The following is a 19369-nucleotide window of genomic DNA, read 5'->3' on the forward strand; positions in this document are numbered from 1 at the left end:
GTATGTGCGGAATCGTCGGATACGTCGGGCACCGCGAAGCCGAGGGCGTGCTGGTCGGAGGCCTGCGCAAGCTCGAATACCGCGGATACGATTCCGCCGGCCTTGCGATCCTCGACAGCGGCCGGCTCGACGTTCGCCGTGCAGTCGGCAAGCTCGACAATCTCCAGTCGCTTCTGAACGGCCATCCGATGGCCGGCACGACCGGGATCGGACACACGCGATGGGCGACGCACGGCCGTCCGTCCGAGCGCAACGCGCACCCGCATCGCGCCGGCGACATCGTCGTGATCCACAACGGCATCATCGAGAACTTTCTGCAGCTGCGCGGCGAGCTCGCCGCTGCGGGCTGCGAGATGACGTCGGATACCGACACCGAAGTGATCGGGCACCTGATCGAAATGGAGCGGCGCAGCGGAAAGACGCTGGCAGACGCGACGCGCGCAGCGATCGGCCGACTCCGCGGGTCGTTCGCGATCGTCGCATTGTCGTCGTCGGAGCCCGACCGCCTGGTGGCGGCCAAGAATGCGACCCCGGTCGTCGTGGGCATCGGCGACGGTGAGAACATCGTAGCGTCCGACATCCCGGCGCTGCTCGACTACACGCGCGACGTGCTGTTCCTCGAGGACGGCGAGATGGCCGAAGTGACCGCAACGTCGGTCGTGGTCACGACGTTCGCCGGCGCGCCGGTCAATCGCGCGTCGCGCCGCATCACGTGGGATCCTGTGACCGCGCAGAAAGGCGGATACAAGCACTTCCTGCTCAAGGAGATCCACGAGCAGCCGGTCGCGATCGTCGACACGCTTCGCGGGCGGCTCTGCCAGGACACGCAGACGGTCTGCCTGGATGAGCTCGAGGCCCTCGAGAAGCAGCTCGACCGCATCGACCGCCTGACGATCGTCGCATGCGGCACCGCGTGGCATGCCGCACTGATCGGCCGCTACGCGATCGAGCGCCTCGCCCGCATCCACGTCGACGTCGATTACGGCAGCGAATACCGCTACCGCGATCCGGTCGCCGACGAGCGCACGCTGATGATCGTGGTTTCGCAGTCGGGCGAGACGGCCGATACCCTCGCGGCGGTCGACGCCGCGCACGAGCGCGGCGCTCCGGTGCTGGCGATCTGCAACGTCGTCGACTCGTCGATCGCGCGCCGTGCCGACCACGTGCTGTACACGCATGCCGGCCCGGAGATCAGCGTCGCGAGCACCAAGGCGTTCACGACCCAGCTGTCGGCGCTCTACCTTCTCGCGGTCTGGCTGGGGCGCCGCAAGGGCGCGCTGTCGAGCGAGGACGAGGCGCGCTACGTGCAGGCGCTCGTCGAGCTTCCGCTGCTGATGGAAACCGCGCTCAAGGAAGAAGAGAAGATCGCGCGCATCGCGCGCCAGATCTCGCCGGCGACCGACATGCTCTACCTCGGCCGCGGCGTGAACTATCCGGTCGCGCTCGAGGGCGCACTCAAGCTCAAGGAAATTTCGTACATCCACGCCGAGGGCTATCCGTCCGGCGAGATGAAGCATGGGCCCATCGCGCTGATCGACGAGACGATGCCGGTGCTGGTGCTCGCGCCCAAAGACGACGTCTACGAGAAGACGATCAGCAACCTGATGGAAGTCCAGTCGCGCGGCGGCCGCATCTTCGCCGTCACCGACCAGGCCGACGACGAGCTCATGCGAATCTCCGAGTGGGTCATTGCGGTGCCTCACACCGAAAGCCTGATGATGCCGGTGCTGCTGACCGTGCCGCTTCAGCTTCTGGCGTATCACGTGGCCGTCGAGCGCGGCACCGACGTCGACCAGCCGCGCAACCTCGCCAAGAGCGTGACCGTGGAATGATCGCAGTCGAGACCGCCGCAGGCAGAGCCGGCTCGGCGGAGCCCAGCCTGTTTACGACCGACGCGGTTGCGTACTCCCGGTCGTGGAGGATCGCGGCCGCAGCGCTGCGGATTTTCTCGCGCGGCGGCCTGTTGCTGATGCTTGCGGCGCTGACACTGTCAGCCACGCCACCGTCCAATCCGTTCAAGATGATGCGGCTGTTTGCGGCATTGTTCCTCGCGCCGGAGCTTGCATCGTGGTTCATCGCGCGCGCGTTCGCCGCATCCATTCGAGTGGACGACGGGCGCCTGCGCATCGAATCGCGCGACGAGACCATCGAGATTCCGTTGTCGTCGATCGCCGCCGCCGAGCCGTGGAGATTTCCGGCTCCGGCGCTCGGCCTGGGGATGCTGCTGCGGTCCGGCCGGCGCATCCCGCTGGAGATCCGGACCGAGGATCCGGTTGCCCTCGTCGATGCGATGATTGCGGCCGGAGCTGCGCCGGAGCTGCGCAACGGGCTCGAGCATCCGCTGGTGATGTTCGCACGCGCCAGGCTCGCGCATGGCCCTGGCCGGCTCGAGAACCCGTTCCTCAAGTTCGTTCTGTTCTCGCTCGTGCCGACGATCCCGATCTTCCGGCTGCACCAGTACATCGCGTACGGCGGAGCGTTCGGCGAGTACTACACGTACGGGCTCCAGATGTATCTGGTCGGTTTCGGCATCTGGTGGGCGAAGCATGCGATCTGGCTGGTGCTGATCGCAGCGGCGTTTCGTGCAGTCGTCGAAGTCGTCGCATTCGCCGTCGCGGCTGCCGCGCCTTCTCTCGCGACGGGTGCCCGGTTGATCCTCGAGGTCCTCCAGCGCCTGCTTTACTACATCGGAATCCCGCTGCTGATTTACCTGCGCCTGACGGCGTAGACAGACGAGCCTGCGCTGACGGCGCGGGGTTGTTCCTGCGTCGCTCTGCGCGCCGCACGCTCCAATAAAAAGGCCCGGATGCATCGGGGTGCATCCGGGCCCTTCTACCTTCGGCCGTTACCGGCCTCAGGCTCGTTGGATCACGGAGTAGCCGGGTTGAAGACCGACAGGGCCCAGCCCATGCGCTCGTGTCCATAACGGTTCCAGAACGACGTCTTGCCGCCGACGTACGAGCTGTCCGGGAGATCCGGCGGACCGGAGCCGCTGGCGTCGCCGCCCGGCCAGATTCCGGTGCCGACCGTTCCGCCCGCGTAAGTCGGATGCGTGTCGTCGGACTGGATGTAGTCGTAGCTGGTCGTCGAGCTCGCGTAGTGCGTGTTGGCGTCGCGGATCGTCGACTTGAGCGTCGACGTGATGCGCGTGACGTACGCCGCTTCCGACTCGCCCTGGACGTACTTGAGCGCGTTGGAATCGATCTGGCCGTCGCCGTTGCTGTCGTAGTCCGCGCCCATGAAGTTCGCGAAGCTGTCGACGCACACGAAGCCGTACGTGTTGGCCGTGTTGCATGCACGCCAGTTCATCTTCGCGAGGTACGGAAGGAACTTGTTGCGCATGTTCACCGGCGAGCCCGTGGCCGGATCGTAGCAGCTGCTGTTGACGTTGTCCGCGTTGTAGCCCGGGTAGAAGAGGTTCGAGATCGCCTTCACCCGCACATTCGCGCCCTTGTTGGCGTTGATGTACGACATCGCCGCGTTCTGGTACGTCGTGCAGTTGTTCAGCGCGGTATCGAGCACGCCGAAGTTGCAGGCGCCCGACTGGCCCTTCAGGTTGCTTCGCGCCTGGAGACCGTCGTTGCCGCACATCTCGAACGTGACGACGCGAGTGTTCGACGTCTGCATGTACGAGCGCTCGTTCACGATCTTCTCGTTGTAGACGCCCGAGGCGAGCGCGCCGGACTTGCAGCGGCGGATGCTCTCCATGTCGGCGTTCCACTTGTTCTGCAGGTAGTCGGCGTCAACGGTCGGCGCGGCGAACAGCGCCTCTTCGAACAGCGAAGTGTTGTATCCGGCGTAGATCGAGTCGCCGTATGCCGTCACGCGGTACTTCGCACTGGTGCCCGCGCGGTCGATGGTCCAGGACATGTTCTGAGTCAGCGTGCTGGCGTAGGCCTGGGTGCCCAGCACGATAACTCCGATTGTCGAAAGCAGAGTGAAACTCCGCCGCAAACTCCTCTGATTCATTCGTACCCTCCGGTATGTGTTCTGCGATTGGGATGTCGCGGCCTTTGCTCGAGGTGGTCTCCGCGACTCAGCATGGTGTACCACTCTGCATGCCGCACGGGAAGGCTTTTGGACCAACAAAAAGCGGTAAGTAACGGTATCTAGTGCACTTTTTTCAAATTACCATACGCAATTGCGTACCGTAACAACCCGTCCGGGGCCTACGCAGTTGCGTACCGGACGAGTCGATCCGCGGGATGGCCGGCATTCGGAGATCGGGCGGCGGATGGTCCGGCGGGCTGTCCCGGAGCCGGAATCGCACGGGAATCAGCTGCCCGGCTCCGGCGTTTTGGTCCGGTCGTGCGGCCGCGATACGGTCGCGCGATGAGCACACTTTACGATTTCCGCATTCGATCCATCGACGGGAAGACGCGTTCGCTCGACGAGCTGCGCGGAAAGACCGTCCTGATCGTCAACGTCGCTTCCCAGTGCGGGCTGACGCCGCAGTACGCGGGCCTCGAGGACCTGCAGAAAAAGTACGCGGACAAGGGCTTCACCGTGCTCGGCTTCCCGTGCAACCAGTTCGCCGGCCAGGAGCCCGGAGACGAGGGCGAGATCCAGAAGTTCTGTTCGACGACTTACGGCGTGACGTTTCCGCTCTCGTCGAAGGTCGACGTCAACGGCGACTCCCGCGACCCGATCTATGGCTGGCTCGCCGAACAGCCGACCGCGCCCGACGGGCCGGGCGACATCAAGTGGAACTTTGCCAAGTTCCTGATCGGTCCCGACGGCAACGTGGTCGCGCGGTTTTCGCCAATGGTGACGCCCGACGATCCGGCCCTCGTAGCCGCGATCGAAAGCTCCATAGGCTAGCTGCCGAACCGCGGCCGCGGGCAACGCCGGCGGCTGCCCATTCCACTTCGTCCGCCGTGCCGTGCGGCGGCGGACGCGCGCGTGCCGTCTGTCTCCGCACCCGGCGTGACTCGTTTGGCAACGTTGCCGAGGGGGGTATAGTCCCGCCAATGTTCGCGAAATCTCCTCAGCCGCTGCAGGCCGCCAAGGCCTCGCCGATCTCACCGGTAGCCGATGTGATCGACGAGATCCGCCGCGGACGGATGATCGTGCTGATGGACGACGAGGACCGCGAGAACGAAGGCGACATCGTGGTTGCGGCCGAGAAGGTCACCGTCGAACAGGTCAACTTCATGATCCGGCACGCGCGCGGCCTGATCTGCATGCCGATCACCGAAGACCGCATGCAGAAGCTCGGACTTCGCATGATGGTGCCCGAGAACACCGCGCCGCTCGGCACCGGCTTCACCGTTTCGATCGATTCGCGCTCCTCGACGGCGGGCGGCGTAACCGCGGCCGATCGCTGCCGCACGCTGCGCCAGGCCGCCGACCCGACGTCCGAAGCCAGCGACTTCGTGATCCCTGGCCACATCTTCCCGCTGCGTGCCCGCGAGGGCGGCGTGCTGGTACGAACCGGCCAGACCGAAGGCTCCGTCGATCTTTGCCGGCTCGCAGGGCTCGAGCCCGCCGGAGTGATCTGCGAGATTCTCAACGAGAACGGCACCATGGCGCGGCTGCCCGACCTCGTCCGTTTTGCCGAGACCCACGGCCTCAAGATCTCTACGGTGGCCGACCTGATCCAGTACCGGCTTCAGAACGAGTCGCTGGTCCGGCGCATCGCCAGCGCCCGCCTGCCGACAAAATACGGCGGAGAGTTTACCGCTCACGTCTATTGCTCGAGTGTCGAAGAGGGCGAGCACATTGCGCTCGTCAAAGGCTCGATCGATCCCGAACGCCCGTTGCTGGTCCGGGCGCATGCCGAATATCTGCCCGGAGACGTTTTCGCGTCGGTGCAGCGAAACACGGGCGACGTGCTGCACCGGGCCATGGCCAGGATCGCGGCGGAAGAGAACGGCGTGCTGCTCTACGTCCGCCGGCACCGGCGCGGCGCCGAGATGCTGGCGGAGGCGGGAGGGGGCCCGGCCACCACCAATCCCACCGCCCGCCTTGCGAGCTTCAAGGACTACGGCATCGGAGCGCAGATCCTGCGCGACCTCGGCGTGAGGCGCATCCGGCTGCTGACCAATTCGCCGTTCCGGCTCCCCAACCTCGCCGGTTATGGGCTCGAGGTCGTCGAGGTCGTCAGTATCTGAGCTCGCCGAACGGGCCTGGCTCGAAGGGGCGGCCGGCGCGCGGTGACGGGGGTCTCACGCCGAGCGGAAAATCGATCAAGCTCTAGCTATGACGAGGGCTTTCGGTTACCAACAGGGGTACACGCCGATGGCCGAGAGGCCCGGCAACGCGGTACGGTCCGGCATCCCGGGAGGTGCTTATGAGAAAGTTCACTCTAGTCGCAGCGCTCTTCTCACTCATGATCGCCAACGTCGCGCTGGCCGGAGACACCATCGGCTATGTCAAGACGATGACCGGCAAGGCTTCGGTTGTTCGGGCAGGTGCTGAGCACCCGCTCGCCGTCGGCGCTCCCCTCTACGAAGACGACCTTCTCAAGACCGCGGCGGAGTCGAGTCTCGGCGTCACGATGAAGGACGGCACCATGCTGTCGGCCGGTCCGGAGACAGAGCTGCTTCTCGACAAGTACGCATATGCGCCGAAGTCGGGGCAGATGGGGTTCGTCGCGCGTGTCAGCCAGGGCACGCTCGATTTCGTCTCGGGCATGCTCGGCAAGCTCGCGCCGGAGTCGGTTGCGATCGAGACGCCGACGGGCGTGATCGGCATGCGCGGAACGCACTTCGTCGTGCGCGTCGCACCCGGACAGAAGTTCGCCGACGAGACGAATTCGAAGCACAAGAAGGGCTGAACCGGTTCCGAGAACGGTCGTCGGGTCGGGAGAAAGGCTGGGATCGATGAAGCGCAGTGCTGTTGTCTTCGCGCTGGTCCTGGTCTTCGCTGGCTGCGCGCCCAGAAATTACGTGGTTCTTCTGGACAATCCGGGCGGAGGGTCCGGAAAAGTCATCGTCTCCAACAAGAAGGGCACCCAGCTGCTCGACAAATCCGGCTCGGCAACCGCGATCGATCGGTCGAACAAAGCGCCGAGCAGTCCCTGGGAACTTTCCGTCGAGAAAATCACGAAGGTGTTCGCACGCGCATTCGGGGCGCGTCCGGGCAAATTCATCAAGTACACCATCTACTTCAAGACCGGCGAGACGAAGGTCGATCCGAAGTCGAAGGTGGAGTTTGACGCGATGCTCGCCGAGGCCCGCCGCCGCCCCGGCGTCGACGCGACCGTGGCCGGGCACGCCGATCGAACCGACAACGACAGGTTCAATATCGCGCTGTCGCTGCTGCGCGCGTATGCGATCCGCGACGCACTCGTGAAGGCCGGAATTCCAATCGAACGCATCGAGGTCGATGCCTACGGCGAAACGCTGCCCGCCGTGCCGACGCCCGATAATGTGCCGGAGATCCACAACCGGCGCGTCGAAGTCACGATCCGCTGATCCCAGTCGGTTCTCTACTTTTCGGTAAAGACCACGTTGGCGCCGGTTTCGCCGCGACGAAGGCGCGCGAGGTGGAACGCCGCGAGCCCGTCGTCGGGCCACCTGGCGACGACGCCGGCGAACGCGTCGAGAGCCGACGGATCTTCGGCGGCCATCTTCTCGAACGCCGCCAGATAGGCCGCCATCGACGCAGTCCGCGGATCGCTCGGTGACACCGCCTCGAACACTTCGACGCCTAGCGTCTTGCCCTTGAGCTGAATCGAGCCGGCCGGCCGGCCGGTGAAATTGGGGCAGCGGCTTACCGTCGCACCACTGACGCAGATGCGCGTACCGAGCTGGCGGTTGGCGGTTTCGAGTCTCGCGGCCGTGTTGATCGGATCGCCGAGCGGCCGGTAGTCGAAATGCGAGCTGCCGCCGAAGTTGCCGACGACGACTTCGCCCGTGTGCACGCCGATGCGCGTCATGCCGAACGGGATGTCCTGCCTGGTGCAGCTCATCGAATACTCGTGCGCGAACTTATCCATCGCGAGCGCACAGCGCACCGCGCGCTCCGGATGATCGGGCTGCGTCACCGGCGCGGAAAAAAGCACCGCGACGGCGTCGCCGACGATGCGATCCAGCGTGCCGTCGTGCTCGAACGCGATGCTGACCATGCCTTCGAGATAATTGTTGATGATCTCGGTCAGCTCCTGCGGATTCGCGATGCCCTCGACGAGCGTCGTGAAGCCGGCGACGTCGGTGAGTACGAACGAGCACTCCCTGCGTTCGCCGCCGAGCCTGAGCTCGCCGGGATTCTGGATCAGGTGCTCGACCAGGTTGGGAGAAAGATAGTTGGCGAACACGCCGCGGATCCACTGCCCTTCGCTCTCGGTCGCGAGCTGTCGTGGAACCGTGTACGCGACGAACGTCGCCAGCAGCACGAGGCTCGCCAGCAGCGGATCGGCAAGGACGAGCTCGGTGCGCCACGCGTAGATCGCGCCCGCCGTCATCAGGATCATCAGCACGGCGGTCGCGATCGCGGCCGGCATCACGCGGCGGCGGGATCCGAAGCCGAGCATGATCAGCCACGCGACAACCATCACGCACGATTCGAGGCCCTTGACCCATTTCGGACGCGTCGCAAAGACACCGAGCATCGCCTGTTCGGTCAGCTGCGCATGGATCTCGACTCCCGGGATCTTCTTGCCGAGGGGACCGAAGCGCAGATCCATCAGACCGGTCGCCGACGTGCCGACGTAAACGATGCTGCCCTTCGGAATCAGGCCTGCGGCCTCACCGAGCATGACTTTCCACGCCGGGACGTATCGCTCGGCGACCGGCGTCGTCAGGTATACGAGAACGTCGCCCGACGTGTCGGTCGGTATCGTGTAGTTCGCGATTCGCACGGACGTCAGTCCGGCGACGCCTGGAAGGACAGGTTCCTCGTACGTCGTCAGCGCGTAGTTGGCGGTGCCGGTCGACACCCGCAGCGCTTCGGAGTCGAGACTCGGATAGAGCTCGTCGCCGTGCCGCACGAACAGCGGGACGCGACGGACCACGCCGTCCTGGTCGGGAGCGAAGTTGATCGCGCCGTTGCCGCTCGCCGCCTCTTGCAGAATCGGCAGCGAGACGACTGTGCCCTGCGCATGAATCGCGGCAATCGGGCTCGGATCGCCTTTGCGGATATAGCGGCCTTTCTGGATCGGGGCCGAGCCGCCGGGCTCGTCGATCAGCGAGAATCCGACGACGACGTTTCCGCGGCGCAGCTCTTCGGCCAGAGCGGCATCGTGATCCGGAAGCTTGTCGAGCACGGAAGCGACATCGGGCTTGTCTTTCCATTCGGCGGCCAGCCACGACGGAGACGTCCGGTCCGGCTCGGCGAACAGCACGTCGAAGACGATCGCCGACGCACCGAGGTCGCGCAGTTTCGAAACCAGCTGCGCGACCTTGTCGCGCGGCCACGGCCACTGTCCGAGCTTGGCGAGGCTCGCTTCGTCGACGTCGACGATGCGCACCGGCACCGGCTGGTATGCGCGCGGCTGCGTGCGCTGGTACGCGTCGAAGACCACGTTGTGCAGGTTCGGGACCGGCCACGGCTCGCTGCGGTCGGCCCACAGGCCGAGCACCACGACCGCCGCCGACAGCACGATGCTGATGAAGCGCAGCCTTGCCGGAGTAAGGCCACCCTGCGCTCCAGCGGTGTTCGCGTTGTCGGCGCTCGCCATGGCGCGCCTACTCGACCGACAGTGTCAGGAAGTGTGCGTTCAGGCCGTCGTTCCGGTCGTCGAACAGGCCCGCGTGCGACAGGTGACGGAACCGGTATCCGATCGACCAGCGGTGCGCGCTTCCGAACGTGACGCCGATGCCGGCGTTGTCGCTGAACTCGACTGGCGAGCCGAGCCCGTAGTTGTGCAGCGTGATGTAGGCGAGGCCGATGCCGCCTTCGAAATACGGGACGACGTTCTCCCAACCGAGCGGTGCGAGCCGCACGTACGGCACCACCGAGGTTTCGAACGCGGTCGCATCCCCGAACAAGCCGCCGACGAGCGGCTCGACCGCCCATGAGAAATCGATGTGCCCCCGGGCCAGAAAGTCATCGATGCAATCGGCGCCGTCGAAGCGCCAGCGCCAGCCGACCGATGCAAGCACCAGATCACTCGGATCGTGGGCTCCGTCCGCATCGCCGGAATATCCGAGGATCGCGGCCGGACCGCTGCCGATCGGACCGGCCACGGCGGGCGGCGACAGCGCAACCAGAGCGATCCATGCGAGAGCGAGAGAAGCGAAACGTGCCAACGATCGCGTGCTTAGCGGTCGGACGGCCGACTCGCAAATCCGTCCGTGCTCGGTTACGTTTGCGGCGCTCGCCATGCAGCGCAGAACGTCGTGACTGGAACCGGATCGGACCGAGGTGACGCCTCATTCTTCGCTCGACCTGCCCGCCTCGCACGAACGCGGATGGTCGTCCTCTTCGCGGCGATTGCGATCGCGGCGTCCGCCGCCGCCGGATCGGAGCCACAGGCTCCGGGCGCGAAAGCCGCCGAGGCCGCGGCGCCTGCATCCGACGCACCGCAGCTCCGGTTCGAGCCTTTCCAGGACGACGCATTCATTGCGGCCCGCAAGAGCGGCGCCCCCGTCGTGCTCTATTTCGAAGCCGACTGGTGTGCGCCGTGCAGGGAAATGCACGCGCGAACCTTCCCGGCGCCGCAGGTGCTGTCGGCGTCGTCGGGCATCCGGTTCTTCCGCGTCGACATGACCAAGCCGAACCGTTATCTCGCTCTCGTCCAGGAGAGCTTTCAGATCCTCGGTGAGCCGACCGTGGTCATCTTCGGTCCGGACGGAAAGGAACGATCGCGCCGTTTCGGATTCGTTCCGCCCGACGACTTCGCGAAGATGCTGAGCGAGAGCCGGACACCGCCGCCTGGCACGTGAGCGAACCCGATGTCTTCCGTCGAACCTGCCGTCAAGAATTCCTCCGTCACGCTCGCGTTCTCCGAGCTCGAGCTTCCCGATCCGGTGCGTCGCGGCATCGAGGATGCCGGCTTCACCTGGTGCACGCCGATCCAGTCCGAAACGCTTCCGACCGCGATCACGGGACGCGACATCGCCGGTCAGGCGCAGACGGGAACCGGCAAGACCGCCGCTTTCCTGATCGCGGTCTTCACGCTGCTTCTGAACAAGCCGCGCCGGCATGAGGGCAAGGGCTCGTGCCCGCGCGCGCTCATCATCGCGCCGACGCGCGAGCTGGCGATGCAGATCTACGAGGAAGGGCTGCTGCTCGGAAAGCACACCGGGCTGGTGCTGCACGCGGTCTACGGCGGCGTGGACTACATCCGGCAGCTCGACCGCCTTGCCGCCGGCGTCGACGTGCTGATCGGAACGCCGGGACGCCTGATCGACTACTTCAAGCAGAAGGTCTTCACGCTTCGCGATACCGAGGTTCTCGTCGTCGACGAAGCCGACCGCATGTTCGACATGGGGTTCGTCGACGATCTTCGCTACCTCGTCACCAAGATGCCGCCGTCGACCGAGCGCGTGTCGTTCATGTATTCGGCGACGCTGTCGTACCGCGTCCTCGAGCTTGCCTACGAGTACATGCACGACGTGCATCGCGTTGCGATCGACGAAGAGCAGGTTACCGCCGAGCGCGTCGAACAGCTCGTCTACCACGTCGGCGTCGACGAGAAGCTGCCGGTGATGCTGAACGTGCTCGCGCAGGAAAATCCGGCTCGCGCGCTCGTGTTCGTCAACACGCGGCGCGGCGTCCATTTCGTGGCCGAGCGCCTCGAGCGCTTCGGCTATCCGGTCGGCGTGCTGGTCGGCGACGTCGACCAGAAGAAGCGCATCCGCACGCTGCGCGATTTCAAGGACGGAAAGATCAGCATCCTCGTCGCGACCGACGTCGCATCGCGCGGCCTGCACATCGAAGCCGTCACGCATGTGTTCAACTACGACCTGCCGCAGGATCCCGAAGACTACGTGCACCGCATCGGCCGTACGGCCAGGGCGGGCGCGTCGGGCAAGGCGTTCTCGCTTGCCTGCGAGCATCACGTCTATTCGCTCGAGGCCATCGAGGAGTTCGTCGGCATCTCCATCCCGCATGCTTTTCCGGCTGCCGAGCTCGTGCGCATGCCGCGGCCGCCGGCGCGAGTCGTCCGCGAGGCCGTGCGCGAAGACACCGAATCCGCAGAAACGCCGCCCGGGCCGGCACGAACCGGAGACGACGGCGCTCCGCGCAAGCGTCGCTCGCGCTCGCGCCGCAAGGGTTCCGTAGAACGTACCGAAGAAGGTGCATCGCATTCCGCGCCCGCTCCAGCCGTCGTTTCCGGCGAGCAGCCGGCGGAAGCCGGCGATGCACCGCCAAAGAAGAAACGCCGCCGTCGCCGGCGCCGGCGCAGCAGCGCCGAGGTCGACGCCGCGCCGGGCAGCGAGCGCGGCGAATCGTCCTGAGCGCTGCAGTGTTCTCGCACTCTTCGCACGATCCGCACCACGTCGATGCTGCCTCCGCGGCGCCGCGCAGCCGGATCGAGCGGTTTTCCGTCGACCATGAGCTTCGCGAGCGGCTTCGTCCGCTCGCCAGGTTTCTCTTCCATCGCTGGTGGCGAGTGGCCGTGCGCGGGCTTGCGAACGTCCCGCGGCGCGGGCCTGCGATTCTCGTCGGCAACCACTCGGGCGCGATTCCGGTCGATGCGCTGATGCTGGCGTACGCGCTGGACCACGATCACGACCACAGTCCGCGCCGCGTGGCGCGCGTCCTGTACGACCGCTTCATCGACGGGATTCCGGCGCTCGCCGAGCTGTACAAGCGATGCGGCGGAGTGCCCGCGCGCTACGCGACCGCCGATGCGCTTCTCGGCCGCGGCGAAGTGGTCGTGATTTTTCCCGAAGGGGTCGGCGGCGTCGCGAAGCTGTTCGACGAGCGCTACCAACTGCAGCGTTTTTCGACATCCGCCGCGCGTCTTGCATGGAAGCACCGCGCGCCGGTGATTCCGTTTGCAGTGATCGGGGCCGAGGAAGCCTACCCGGTGATCGGTCGCAGCGAAGAGGCCGGCGCACGCCTCGGCGCGCCGTACCTTCCGATCACTCCGTTCTTTCCGCTGCTCGGGCCCGTCGGCGTGATGCCGCTGCCAAGCAAATGGACGATCGCGTTCGGAGCGCCGATCCGGCTGCATCGCGAAAAGCGGTTCGTCGCGCGGCAGGACTACGAAGCGATGACCGAGCGGCTGCGCCGCAGCGTTGGCGCGCTGATCGAGCGCGCACTCTGCGAGCGCGAGTCGGTGTTTCTCGGATAGATGGAAAGGCGCCGGTGGCGATCACGCTCTACAGCCTTCCGTGTTGTCCATACAGCCGCGCACTGCGCGAGCGTCTCGTCGCACGCGGCTCGCCTTTCACCGAGATCGATCTCGCGGCGCGGCCCGAGTGCGTGCCGGAGCTCGTCAAGCTTACACGGCGGCGACGCATCGTGCCGGTCCTGGTCGACGGTTCTCGCATAGAGATTGCACCGGACGGCGGAACCGAATTCTGATCTCGCCCGGTGAACGAGCGAGGGTGGTCGATGTCGCTTCGCGGGCATCAAAAAAGACTGGTCACGCGGCGTTTGAGCGTGTATGGTCCCGCCTCGTGGAGGAAAAGCGCCTCTACTTGCGCCTCGGCGATCGTGTCTATTCCGACTCTCACGAAGAGTGGGGCACCGGCGCTGTCGTCGAAGAAATGACGTCCACGATCGTCGGTGGCACGTGCCTCGTACGTGTCCTGTTCGAGGACGGACACCAGCGCACGTTCCACAACGATCTCGATCACGAGATGTGCTGTTATTTTCTCGGCGTGCGTCGCGAGCTGTCGTTCGACTGGGATCGGATGCAGCGCGTAAGATCCGGACCGGGTTCGCGCCGCCGAGTTTCGTCGCGCTGACGGCGCGCCGTCTCAACCTCTTCGATCGGGCTCCTGGCTTCCGGGCGGAAGCGGCCTGCCCTTCGCATCGGTGCGCTGGATGCGCAGCATCTCGAGCGTCTGGAGCGTGTCGGGGTGAACCCATCCGACGCCGCGCGCACACGGCCGGGGCTGCCCCTCTTCGGGAACGAACGTCGGGCCCGGCTTGTGAAAATTCACCTGCAGTCGTTTTGCCATGTCGGAAGATTTAGCGCGCGCAGGCGCGCGATTCCACCTCATTGCGGCTCGTCTCGCGCCGGCTCCCCGGCAGCGCCGTGCGCCCGCTTGACGCGTCCCCGGAGCGGCCCAATCTGAAACCCGGTGATCCGTGTGAAAGCCGCGCGCACCAGCCAGCAGTCCCGGACGGTTTCCCGCGCACCGGTCCCGCCGCGGCCGACGCTTGCGTCGCTTCGCAAGGCCGCTGCCGGCTGCAAGGCCTGCGACCTGTGGAAGATCGGCACCCAGACCGTTTTCGGTGAAGGCAAAAAAGGCGCCCGCCTGCTGATGATCGGCGAGCAGCCCGGCAACGACGAGGATCTCGCCGGTGCGCCGTTCGTCGGTCCGGCGGGACGAATGCTCGATCGTGCGCTCGCGGCTGCGGGAATCGAGCGCGATGACGCCTACGTGACCAACGTCGTGAAGCACTTCAAGTGGGAGCCGCGCGGCAAGAGACGGATCCACAAGAAGCCGAACGCGATGGAAATCGTCGCCTGCCGGCCGTGGCTCGAAGCGGAAATCGCCGTCGTTCGTCCCGAGCTGCTCGTGTGCCTCGGGGCAACGGCAGCGCAGGCGCTTTTCGGCAAATCGTTTCGCGTGACCGAGCAGCGCGGACGGATCCTGGAGTCGCCGTTCGGTGTTCCTGCCATGGCAACGGTGCATCCTTCGTCGCTGCTGCGGGCGCCGGACGACGAGACACGTCGGCGCGAAACCGAGCTGTTCGTCGCCGATCTGCGCGTGGCGCGAAAGCACCTCGGCTGACACCGCAACGCGCGGCCCTTCGGCGTCCTGAGACGGAAACGTCCTCGCTGCCGAGGCGCTGCAGGTTGCCCGGTGCGAACCCTGTTGATAACTACGCCGCTTTCGCGAAACCGAAATGGACTACAAACACACGCTGCAACTGCCCGCAACGGCCTTCCCGATGCGCGCGAACCTGCCCGAGCGCGAACCGGCGATGCTCGAGACGTGGGAACGCGACTCGATCTACGAGCGGATGCTCCAGCGGCGAAGCGCTTCGCCGATGTTCCTGCTCCACGACGGTCCGCCGTACGCGAACGGCAACATCCACATCGGCCACGCGCTCAACAAGATCCTCAAGGACATCATCGTCAAGTACAAGACGCTGGCCGGGTTTCGCGCGCCGTACCGGCCGGGCTGGGACACGCACGGTCTGCCGATCGAGCTCGAAGTCGAGAAGAAGGTCGGACGCAAGGCGCGCGCCGAGATGAGCATCGTCGAGGTGCGGCGCCTCTGCCGCGACTACGCGGACCGATTCGTCGATATCCAGGGCCGCGATTTCCGCCGGCTCGGCGTGTTCGGCGAATGGAACCGTCCATATCTGACGAAGGACTTCGATTACGAAGCGCGCGAGATCCGCGAGCTCGCGACCATTCTCGAAAGCGGTGGAGTCTTTCGCAGCCGCAAGCCCGTCCACTGGTGCGCGTCGTGCCGTACCGCGCTCGCCGAGGCCGAGGTCGACTACGAGACCAAGAAGTCGACGTCCGTGTTCGTGGCGTTCGAAATCGAGGCCAAGGGACCGCTGGCTCCGTTCGCCGACCGGCGGCCGGCAATCGCGATCTGGACGACCACGCCGTGGACGCTTCCGGCCAACCTTGCGGTCGCGGTGGGCCCCGACTTTTCGTATTCGCTCGTGGAATCGGGCGAACGCACGCTCGTCGTCGCGACCGATCTTCGCGAGAGTCTGGCGCGGCATTTTCCGATCGGTGCCACGCTCGCGACGTTCCAGGGTCGTGAGCTCGAAGGCCTCAAGGCGCGCCATCCGTGGATCGCCCGCGACTCGCTCGTGATCACCGGCGATCACGTCGCGCTCGATGCCGGAACCGGTGCAGTGCACACCGCGCCCGGTCACGGACACGACGACTACGTGGTCGGGCGCAAATACGGGCTCGAAGCCTACGCGCCGGTCGACGCCGGCGGATGCTTCACTGCCGAAGTGCCCGAATTCCAGGGCCAGTTCGTCTTCGCCGCCGACAAGGGCGTGATCGACCTGCTCGCGGCGCGCGGCATGCTGCTCGCGGAAGAAGAAATCGAGCACAGCTATCCGCACTGCTGGCGGTGCAAGAAGGCGATCATCTTCCGTGCGACCGACCAGTGGTTCCTGTCGATGGAAGACGGCGACCTTCGCAAGCGAACGCTTGCGGCGATCGACCGTGTCACGTGGATTCCGTCGTGGGGCCGCGAGCGCATCTATGGAATGATCTCCGGCCGCCCGGACTGGTGCCTCTCGCGCCAGCGCGCGTGGGGTGTGCCGATCGTCGCGGTGCACTGCCGCAAATGTGCGACCGTGACCGCAACCGCCGAGCTCGCGCGCAGCGCCGCCGACATCTTCGAGCGCGAAGGATCGGATTCGTGGTTCGCTCGTCCGGTGGAGGATTTTCTTCCCGCGGGGTTCCGCTGCCCGTCGTGCGGAGGAGGAGAGTTCGATCGCGAGACCGACATCCTGGACGTATGGTTCGATTCCGGTGTCAGCTTCTCGACCGTCGTCGAAGCCGACTTCGGAGACGGCACCGTCGCCGATCTCTACCTCGAAGGCAGCGACCAGCATCGTGGCTGGTTCCATTCGGCGCTGCTCACATCCGTGGCCACGCGCGACCGCGCGCCGTACAGGTCGGTGCTCACGCACGGCTTCGTGCTCGACGGCGACGGGCGCAAGCAGTCCAAATCGCTCGGCAACACGATTGCCCCGCAGGACATCCTGAAGACCTACGGCGCCGACATTCTCCGCCTGTGGGTCGCGTCCGAAGACTACAGCGAGGACGTGCGCATCTCCGAAGAGATCCTGAAGCGGCTCGCGGATTCGTATCGCCGCATCCGCAATACCGCGCGCAATCTTCTTGCGAATCTTGCCGACTTCGACCCTGCGACCGACAGCGTCGCGCTCGCCGATCGCAATGAGATCGACCGCTGGATCGACGCGCGGCTCGAGGATTTCCTGACGCGCTGCCGTCGCGCGTACGATGCGTACGAGTTCCACATCGTCTTCCACGCGCTCAACAACTTCTGCAGCGTCGACCTGAGCTCGCTGTATTTCGACGTCGTCAAGGACCGACTCTACACGAGCGCGCGCGGGTCGCAGGCACGGCGCAGCGCGCAGACCACGATGCACGAGATCCTGCTCGCGCTGGTGCGGATCATCGCACCGATCCTGTGCTTCACGGCCGAGGAGATCTGGCAATCCATGCCTGAGGCGGTGCGGCGGGCGGCCGGAGATGCGAAGAGCGTGTTCCTGACGGATCTTCCTGTGCCGGAACCTGCGCGCCGGGACGACGCGCTGCTGGCTCGCTGGGAGCGGCTCTGGGAGATTCGCGGAGTCGTGACCAAGGCGCTCGAGGAGCGGCGCCGCGAAGGCTCGCTCGGGCAGTCCCTCGAAGCGCGCGTTCAGCTGGCGGCTTCCGCGGCCGACGCGCGGGTTCTCGAATCCATCGGCAATCGCGCGCTGTGTGAGATGTTCATCGTCTCGCAGGTCGGCGTCGAGGCGGGCAACGGCGATCTTCGCGTCGACGTCGACAAAGCCCTCGGCAGCAAATGCGGTCGCTGCTGGAACTACTCGGAAGCGGTCGGAACGTTCCCCGACCACAGCGATCTCTGCGAGCGTTGCCATCCGGTGGTAACGGCCCTGTGAGCGTTCGCGTCTCGGCGCTCCTCGCCCTGCTGATCATAGCGCTCGACCAGTACACCAAATCGCTCATCTCGAGCAGCTGGCGGATCGGAGAGTCGCATCCGATCGTCCCCGAAATCTTTTCGCTCACGTACGTGCGCAATCGCGGCGGCGCATTCGGACTGATGGCGGATCTTCCGGAGGCCTGGCGCGTCGCATTCTTCGTGATCTTCGCGATTGCAACGGTCTCGGCGCTTCTCTGGATGCTGCGCAGCACGCCGCGCGGCGACGTGCTGCAGCGTTTCGCGCTCACGGCCGTGATCGGCGGCGCGGCGGGCAATCTCTACGATCGCGTGCGCTACGGCGAGGTCGTCGATTTCCTCGACGTGTACTATCGCGACTGGCACTGGCCGGCATTCAACGTCGCCGACAGCTTCATCTCCTGCGGCGTAGTACTGCTGCTGATCGGCTCGTTGCGGCACAGTCGCGACGTCGATCGCGGCACGTAGTCGTCTCGATTGGTGGGCCGGACGTCGATAAGGGCCCATCTGCGGCGTTGGATTCCGGCTACGTTCGGTCGACGTACGGCAAGTACGACTCCCTCTCTACGCCGGAATCCGCCTTGCATCTGGACCCTTCTCGCCGCCCGGCTCGTTTTACGGGCGCTCTCGTCGCTTGATCGAATACAATTGGCATTCGTGCGGTCGAACGGCCCGCAAGTGCCTTCGGCTTTCGCCGGGCATCTGCCTACGGAGGAATTGATGAACAAGTTTGATGTCGGTCTTCGAATGTCTGCGGCGATCCTTGCGGTGAGCTTTGCGGGTTGCGCGTCCGGGCCGATGTCGGCTCGGGAGCAGGGGGCGCTCGGCGGTGCGGCGGTCGGGGCGACGTCCGGTGCGATCATCGGGAGTGCGAGCGGCGATTCGGCGGAAGGCGCGCTGATCGGTGGTGCGCTCGGAGCCATCACCGGTGCGATCGTCGGCGACAGCGTGGACGCGCAGCGCCAGCGGATGCAGCGCGACGAGGCGCTCACGAACGAGCTTCGCGAGCGCAACCTTGACGCGTATCGCACCGATCGCGGCGTGGTCGTCAATATCCCCGACGTGCTGTTCGAGTTCGGCCGCGCCGAGCTTACGCCCGGCGCGTATCGCAAGATCTCGGGCATCGCCGATGTTCTCGCCAGTCCGGGTGTCGCCTGGCGCCGGGTGTCGGTGGAGGGTCATACGGACTCGATCGGATCGACGGAATCCAATCAGCGCCTGTCCGAGCGGCGCGCGGACGCGGTTGCGAATGCGCTCTCCCGCCAGGGCGTTGCGCCTGCGCGCCTGTCGACGCACGGCTTCGGCGAAGCGTATCCGGTTGCCGCCAACGTGCACGGCGACGGCAGCGACAATCCTGCCGGACGCGCGCGCAACCGCCGAGTCGAAGTCGTGATCCTCGACGAACAGGGTGACAGCTCGCGGCCGGGACCGCAGCCGGCGCGCCAGTACGAATCGGCCGATCCGAATGACGAGCCCGGCTACCCGGAGCCTGCGCCCTATCCGTCGAGGCCTGCGGGGCCGCCGCCCGGCTATCCGTCTGCACCTCCGGGCTATCCGCCGGGGCCTCCGCCGCCGTACGGTTACTGAGTCGCAGGACTTCGAAAACAGAAACGGCCCGCTCCTTCGAAAAGGAGCGGGCCGTTTTGTTCGTGGCGATCCGTGACTTG

General features: G+C 65.8%; 19 protein-coding genes. 14 read left to right on the forward strand and 5 right to left on the reverse strand.

Annotation, left to right across the window (positions count from 1 at the left end; all coding sequences use genetic code 11):
• The first annotated feature begins 2 nt into the window (after window positions 1-2).
• Both glmS and VN634_08330 read left to right on the forward strand, forming a co-directional pair.
• The gene (gene glmS, locus VN634_08325) at window positions 3-1832 is read left to right on the forward strand and encodes a glutamine--fructose-6-phosphate transaminase (isomerizing) (protein ID HXC50874.1); all 1830 of its coding nucleotides are present in this window, start codon (window positions 3-5) and stop codon (window positions 1830-1832) included.
• Window positions 1829-2728, forward strand: coding sequence for a hypothetical protein (locus VN634_08330; GenBank protein ID HXC50875.1), 900 nt, complete (start codon window positions 1829-1831; stop codon window positions 2726-2728). The genes glmS and VN634_08330 overlap by 4 nt, the downstream gene beginning before the upstream one ends.
• A gap of 140 nt (window positions 2729-2868) precedes the next feature.
• On the opposite strand, the gene VN634_08335 is transcribed toward VN634_08330, so the two are convergent.
• Window positions 2869-3912 carry a hypothetical protein gene (locus tag VN634_08335; protein ID HXC50876.1) on the reverse strand — a complete coding sequence of 348 codons (1044 nt, stop codon included), beginning with the start codon at window positions 3910-3912 and terminating at the stop codon, window positions 2869-2871.
• A 420-nt stretch (window positions 3913-4332) separates the two neighbouring features.
• On the opposite strand from VN634_08335, the gene VN634_08340 reads away from it, so the two are divergent.
• The 4 genes from VN634_08340 (at window position 4333) to VN634_08355 (ending at window position 7418) form a co-directional block, all read left to right on the forward strand.
• The gene (locus VN634_08340) at window positions 4333-4821 is read left to right on the forward strand and encodes a glutathione peroxidase (GenBank protein HXC50877.1); all 489 of its coding nucleotides are present in this window, start codon (window positions 4333-4335) and stop codon (window positions 4819-4821) included.
• A gap of 149 nt (window positions 4822-4970) precedes the next feature.
• Window positions 4971-6113, forward strand: coding sequence for a 3,4-dihydroxy-2-butanone-4-phosphate synthase (ribB, locus tag VN634_08345; GenBank protein HXC50878.1), 1143 nt, complete (start codon window positions 4971-4973; stop codon window positions 6111-6113).
• A gap of 179 nt (window positions 6114-6292) precedes the next feature.
• A complete protein-coding gene (locus tag VN634_08350) occupies window positions 6293-6778 on the forward strand; it encodes a FecR domain-containing protein (GenBank protein ID HXC50879.1) in 486 nt (161 codons plus the stop codon).
• 46 nt (window positions 6779-6824) lie between these two features.
• Window positions 6825-7418 (forward strand): OmpA family protein, encoded by a 594-nt coding sequence (locus VN634_08355; protein ID HXC50880.1) that lies wholly within the window; start codon window positions 6825-6827, stop codon window positions 7416-7418.
• A gap of 14 nt (window positions 7419-7432) precedes the next feature.
• On the opposite strand, the gene VN634_08360 is transcribed toward VN634_08355, so the two are convergent.
• Both VN634_08360 and VN634_08365 read right to left on the reverse strand, forming a co-directional pair.
• Complete coding sequence (locus tag VN634_08360; GenBank protein HXC50881.1) at window positions 7433-9622, reverse strand: adenylate/guanylate cyclase domain-containing protein; 2190 nt, start codon at window positions 9620-9622, stop codon at window positions 7433-7435.
• A 7-nt stretch (window positions 9623-9629) separates the two neighbouring features.
• The gene (locus VN634_08365; GenBank protein HXC50882.1) at window positions 9630-10193 is read right to left on the reverse strand and encodes an acyloxyacyl hydrolase; all 564 of its coding nucleotides are present in this window, start codon (window positions 10191-10193) and stop codon (window positions 9630-9632) included.
• A gap of 162 nt (window positions 10194-10355) precedes the next feature.
• Here VN634_08365 and VN634_08370 point away from each other — a divergent pair, with 162 nt between their 5' ends.
• From VN634_08370 to VN634_08385, 4 genes are read left to right on the forward strand one after another with little or no spacing between them, the layout of a single operon-like run.
• Complete coding sequence (locus VN634_08370) at window positions 10356-10829, forward strand: thioredoxin fold domain-containing protein (protein HXC50883.1); 474 nt, start codon at window positions 10356-10358, stop codon at window positions 10827-10829.
• A gap of 9 nt (window positions 10830-10838) precedes the next feature.
• Complete coding sequence (locus VN634_08375; protein HXC50884.1) at window positions 10839-12347, forward strand: DEAD/DEAH box helicase; 1509 nt, start codon at window positions 10839-10841, stop codon at window positions 12345-12347.
• Between the two features lie 8 nt (window positions 12348-12355).
• Window positions 12356-13189 (forward strand): lysophospholipid acyltransferase family protein, encoded by an 834-nt coding sequence (locus VN634_08380; protein HXC50885.1) that lies wholly within the window; start codon window positions 12356-12358, stop codon window positions 13187-13189.
• A 14-nt stretch (window positions 13190-13203) separates the two neighbouring features.
• Complete coding sequence (locus VN634_08385) at window positions 13204-13422, forward strand: glutaredoxin family protein (protein ID HXC50886.1); 219 nt, start codon at window positions 13204-13206, stop codon at window positions 13420-13422.
• A gap of 47 nt (window positions 13423-13469) precedes the next feature.
• On the opposite strand, the gene VN634_08390 is transcribed toward VN634_08385, so the two are convergent.
• Window positions 13470-13697 (reverse strand): hypothetical protein, encoded by a 228-nt coding sequence (locus VN634_08390; GenBank protein ID HXC50887.1) that lies wholly within the window; start codon window positions 13695-13697, stop codon window positions 13470-13472.
• 123 nt (window positions 13698-13820) lie between these two features.
• Entirely contained in the window at window positions 13821-14024 is a 204-nt protein-coding gene (locus VN634_08395) for a hypothetical protein (protein HXC50888.1), read from the reverse strand.
• Window positions 14025-14156: 132 nt separating this feature from the next.
• Between VN634_08395 and VN634_08400 the strand changes: the two genes are divergently transcribed.
• From VN634_08400 to VN634_08415, 4 genes are all read left to right on the forward strand, one after another.
• Window positions 14157-14804, forward strand: a complete 648-nt coding sequence (locus VN634_08400; protein HXC50889.1) for a UdgX family uracil-DNA binding protein — start codon at window positions 14157-14159, stop codon at window positions 14802-14804.
• A gap of 115 nt (window positions 14805-14919) precedes the next feature.
• Entirely contained in the window at window positions 14920-17685 is a 2766-nt protein-coding gene (gene ileS, locus VN634_08405; GenBank protein HXC50890.1) for an isoleucine--tRNA ligase, read from the forward strand.
• Entirely contained in the window at window positions 17682-18170 is a 489-nt protein-coding gene (gene lspA / locus VN634_08410; protein ID HXC50891.1) for a signal peptidase II, read from the forward strand. Before ileS ends, lspA begins: the two co-directional genes overlap by 4 nt.
• Window positions 18171-18422: 252 nt before the next feature.
• Window positions 18423-19289: an OmpA family protein gene (locus tag VN634_08415; protein ID HXC50892.1), complete on the forward strand. Its 867-nt coding sequence runs from the start codon at window positions 18423-18425 to the stop codon at window positions 19287-19289.
• Window positions 19290-19369 lie beyond the last annotated feature (80 nt).

The organism is Candidatus Limnocylindrales bacterium (assembly GCA_035571835.1).
Classification (GTDB): domain Bacteria; phylum Desulfobacterota; class Binatia; order UBA1149; family CAITLU01; genus DATNBU01.

Bases quoted from the DNA above. Each gene is read 5' to 3' on its own strand.
- glmS (HXC50874.1), top strand. From the start codon at position 3: ATGTGCGGAATCGTCGGATACGTCGGGCACCGCGAAGCCGAGGGCGTG.
- VN634_08330 (HXC50875.1), top strand. From the start codon at position 1,829: ATGATCGCAGTCGAGACCGCCGCAGGCAGAGCCGGCTCGGCGGAGCCC.
- VN634_08340 (HXC50877.1), top strand. From the start codon at position 4,333: ATGAGCACACTTTACGATTTCCGCATTCGATCCATCGACGGGAAGACG.
- ribB (HXC50878.1), top strand. From the start codon at position 4,971: ATGTTCGCGAAATCTCCTCAGCCGCTGCAGGCCGCCAAGGCCTCGCCG.
- VN634_08350 (HXC50879.1), top strand. From the start codon at position 6,293: ATGAGAAAGTTCACTCTAGTCGCAGCGCTCTTCTCACTCATGATCGCC.
- VN634_08355 (HXC50880.1), top strand. From the start codon at position 6,825: ATGAAGCGCAGTGCTGTTGTCTTCGCGCTGGTCCTGGTCTTCGCTGGC.
- VN634_08360 (HXC50881.1), bottom strand. From the start codon at position 9,622: ATGGCGAGCGCCGACAACGCGAACACCGCTGGAGCGCAGGGTGGCCTT.
- VN634_08370 (HXC50883.1), top strand. From the start codon at position 10,356: ATGGTCGTCCTCTTCGCGGCGATTGCGATCGCGGCGTCCGCCGCCGCC.
- VN634_08375 (HXC50884.1), top strand. From the start codon at position 10,839: ATGTCTTCCGTCGAACCTGCCGTCAAGAATTCCTCCGTCACGCTCGCG.
- VN634_08395 (HXC50888.1), bottom strand. From the start codon at position 14,024: ATGGCAAAACGACTGCAGGTGAATTTTCACAAGCCGGGCCCGACGTTC.
- ileS (HXC50890.1), top strand. From the start codon at position 14,920: ATGGACTACAAACACACGCTGCAACTGCCCGCAACGGCCTTCCCGATG.
- VN634_08415 (HXC50892.1), top strand. From the start codon at position 18,423: ATGAACAAGTTTGATGTCGGTCTTCGAATGTCTGCGGCGATCCTTGCG.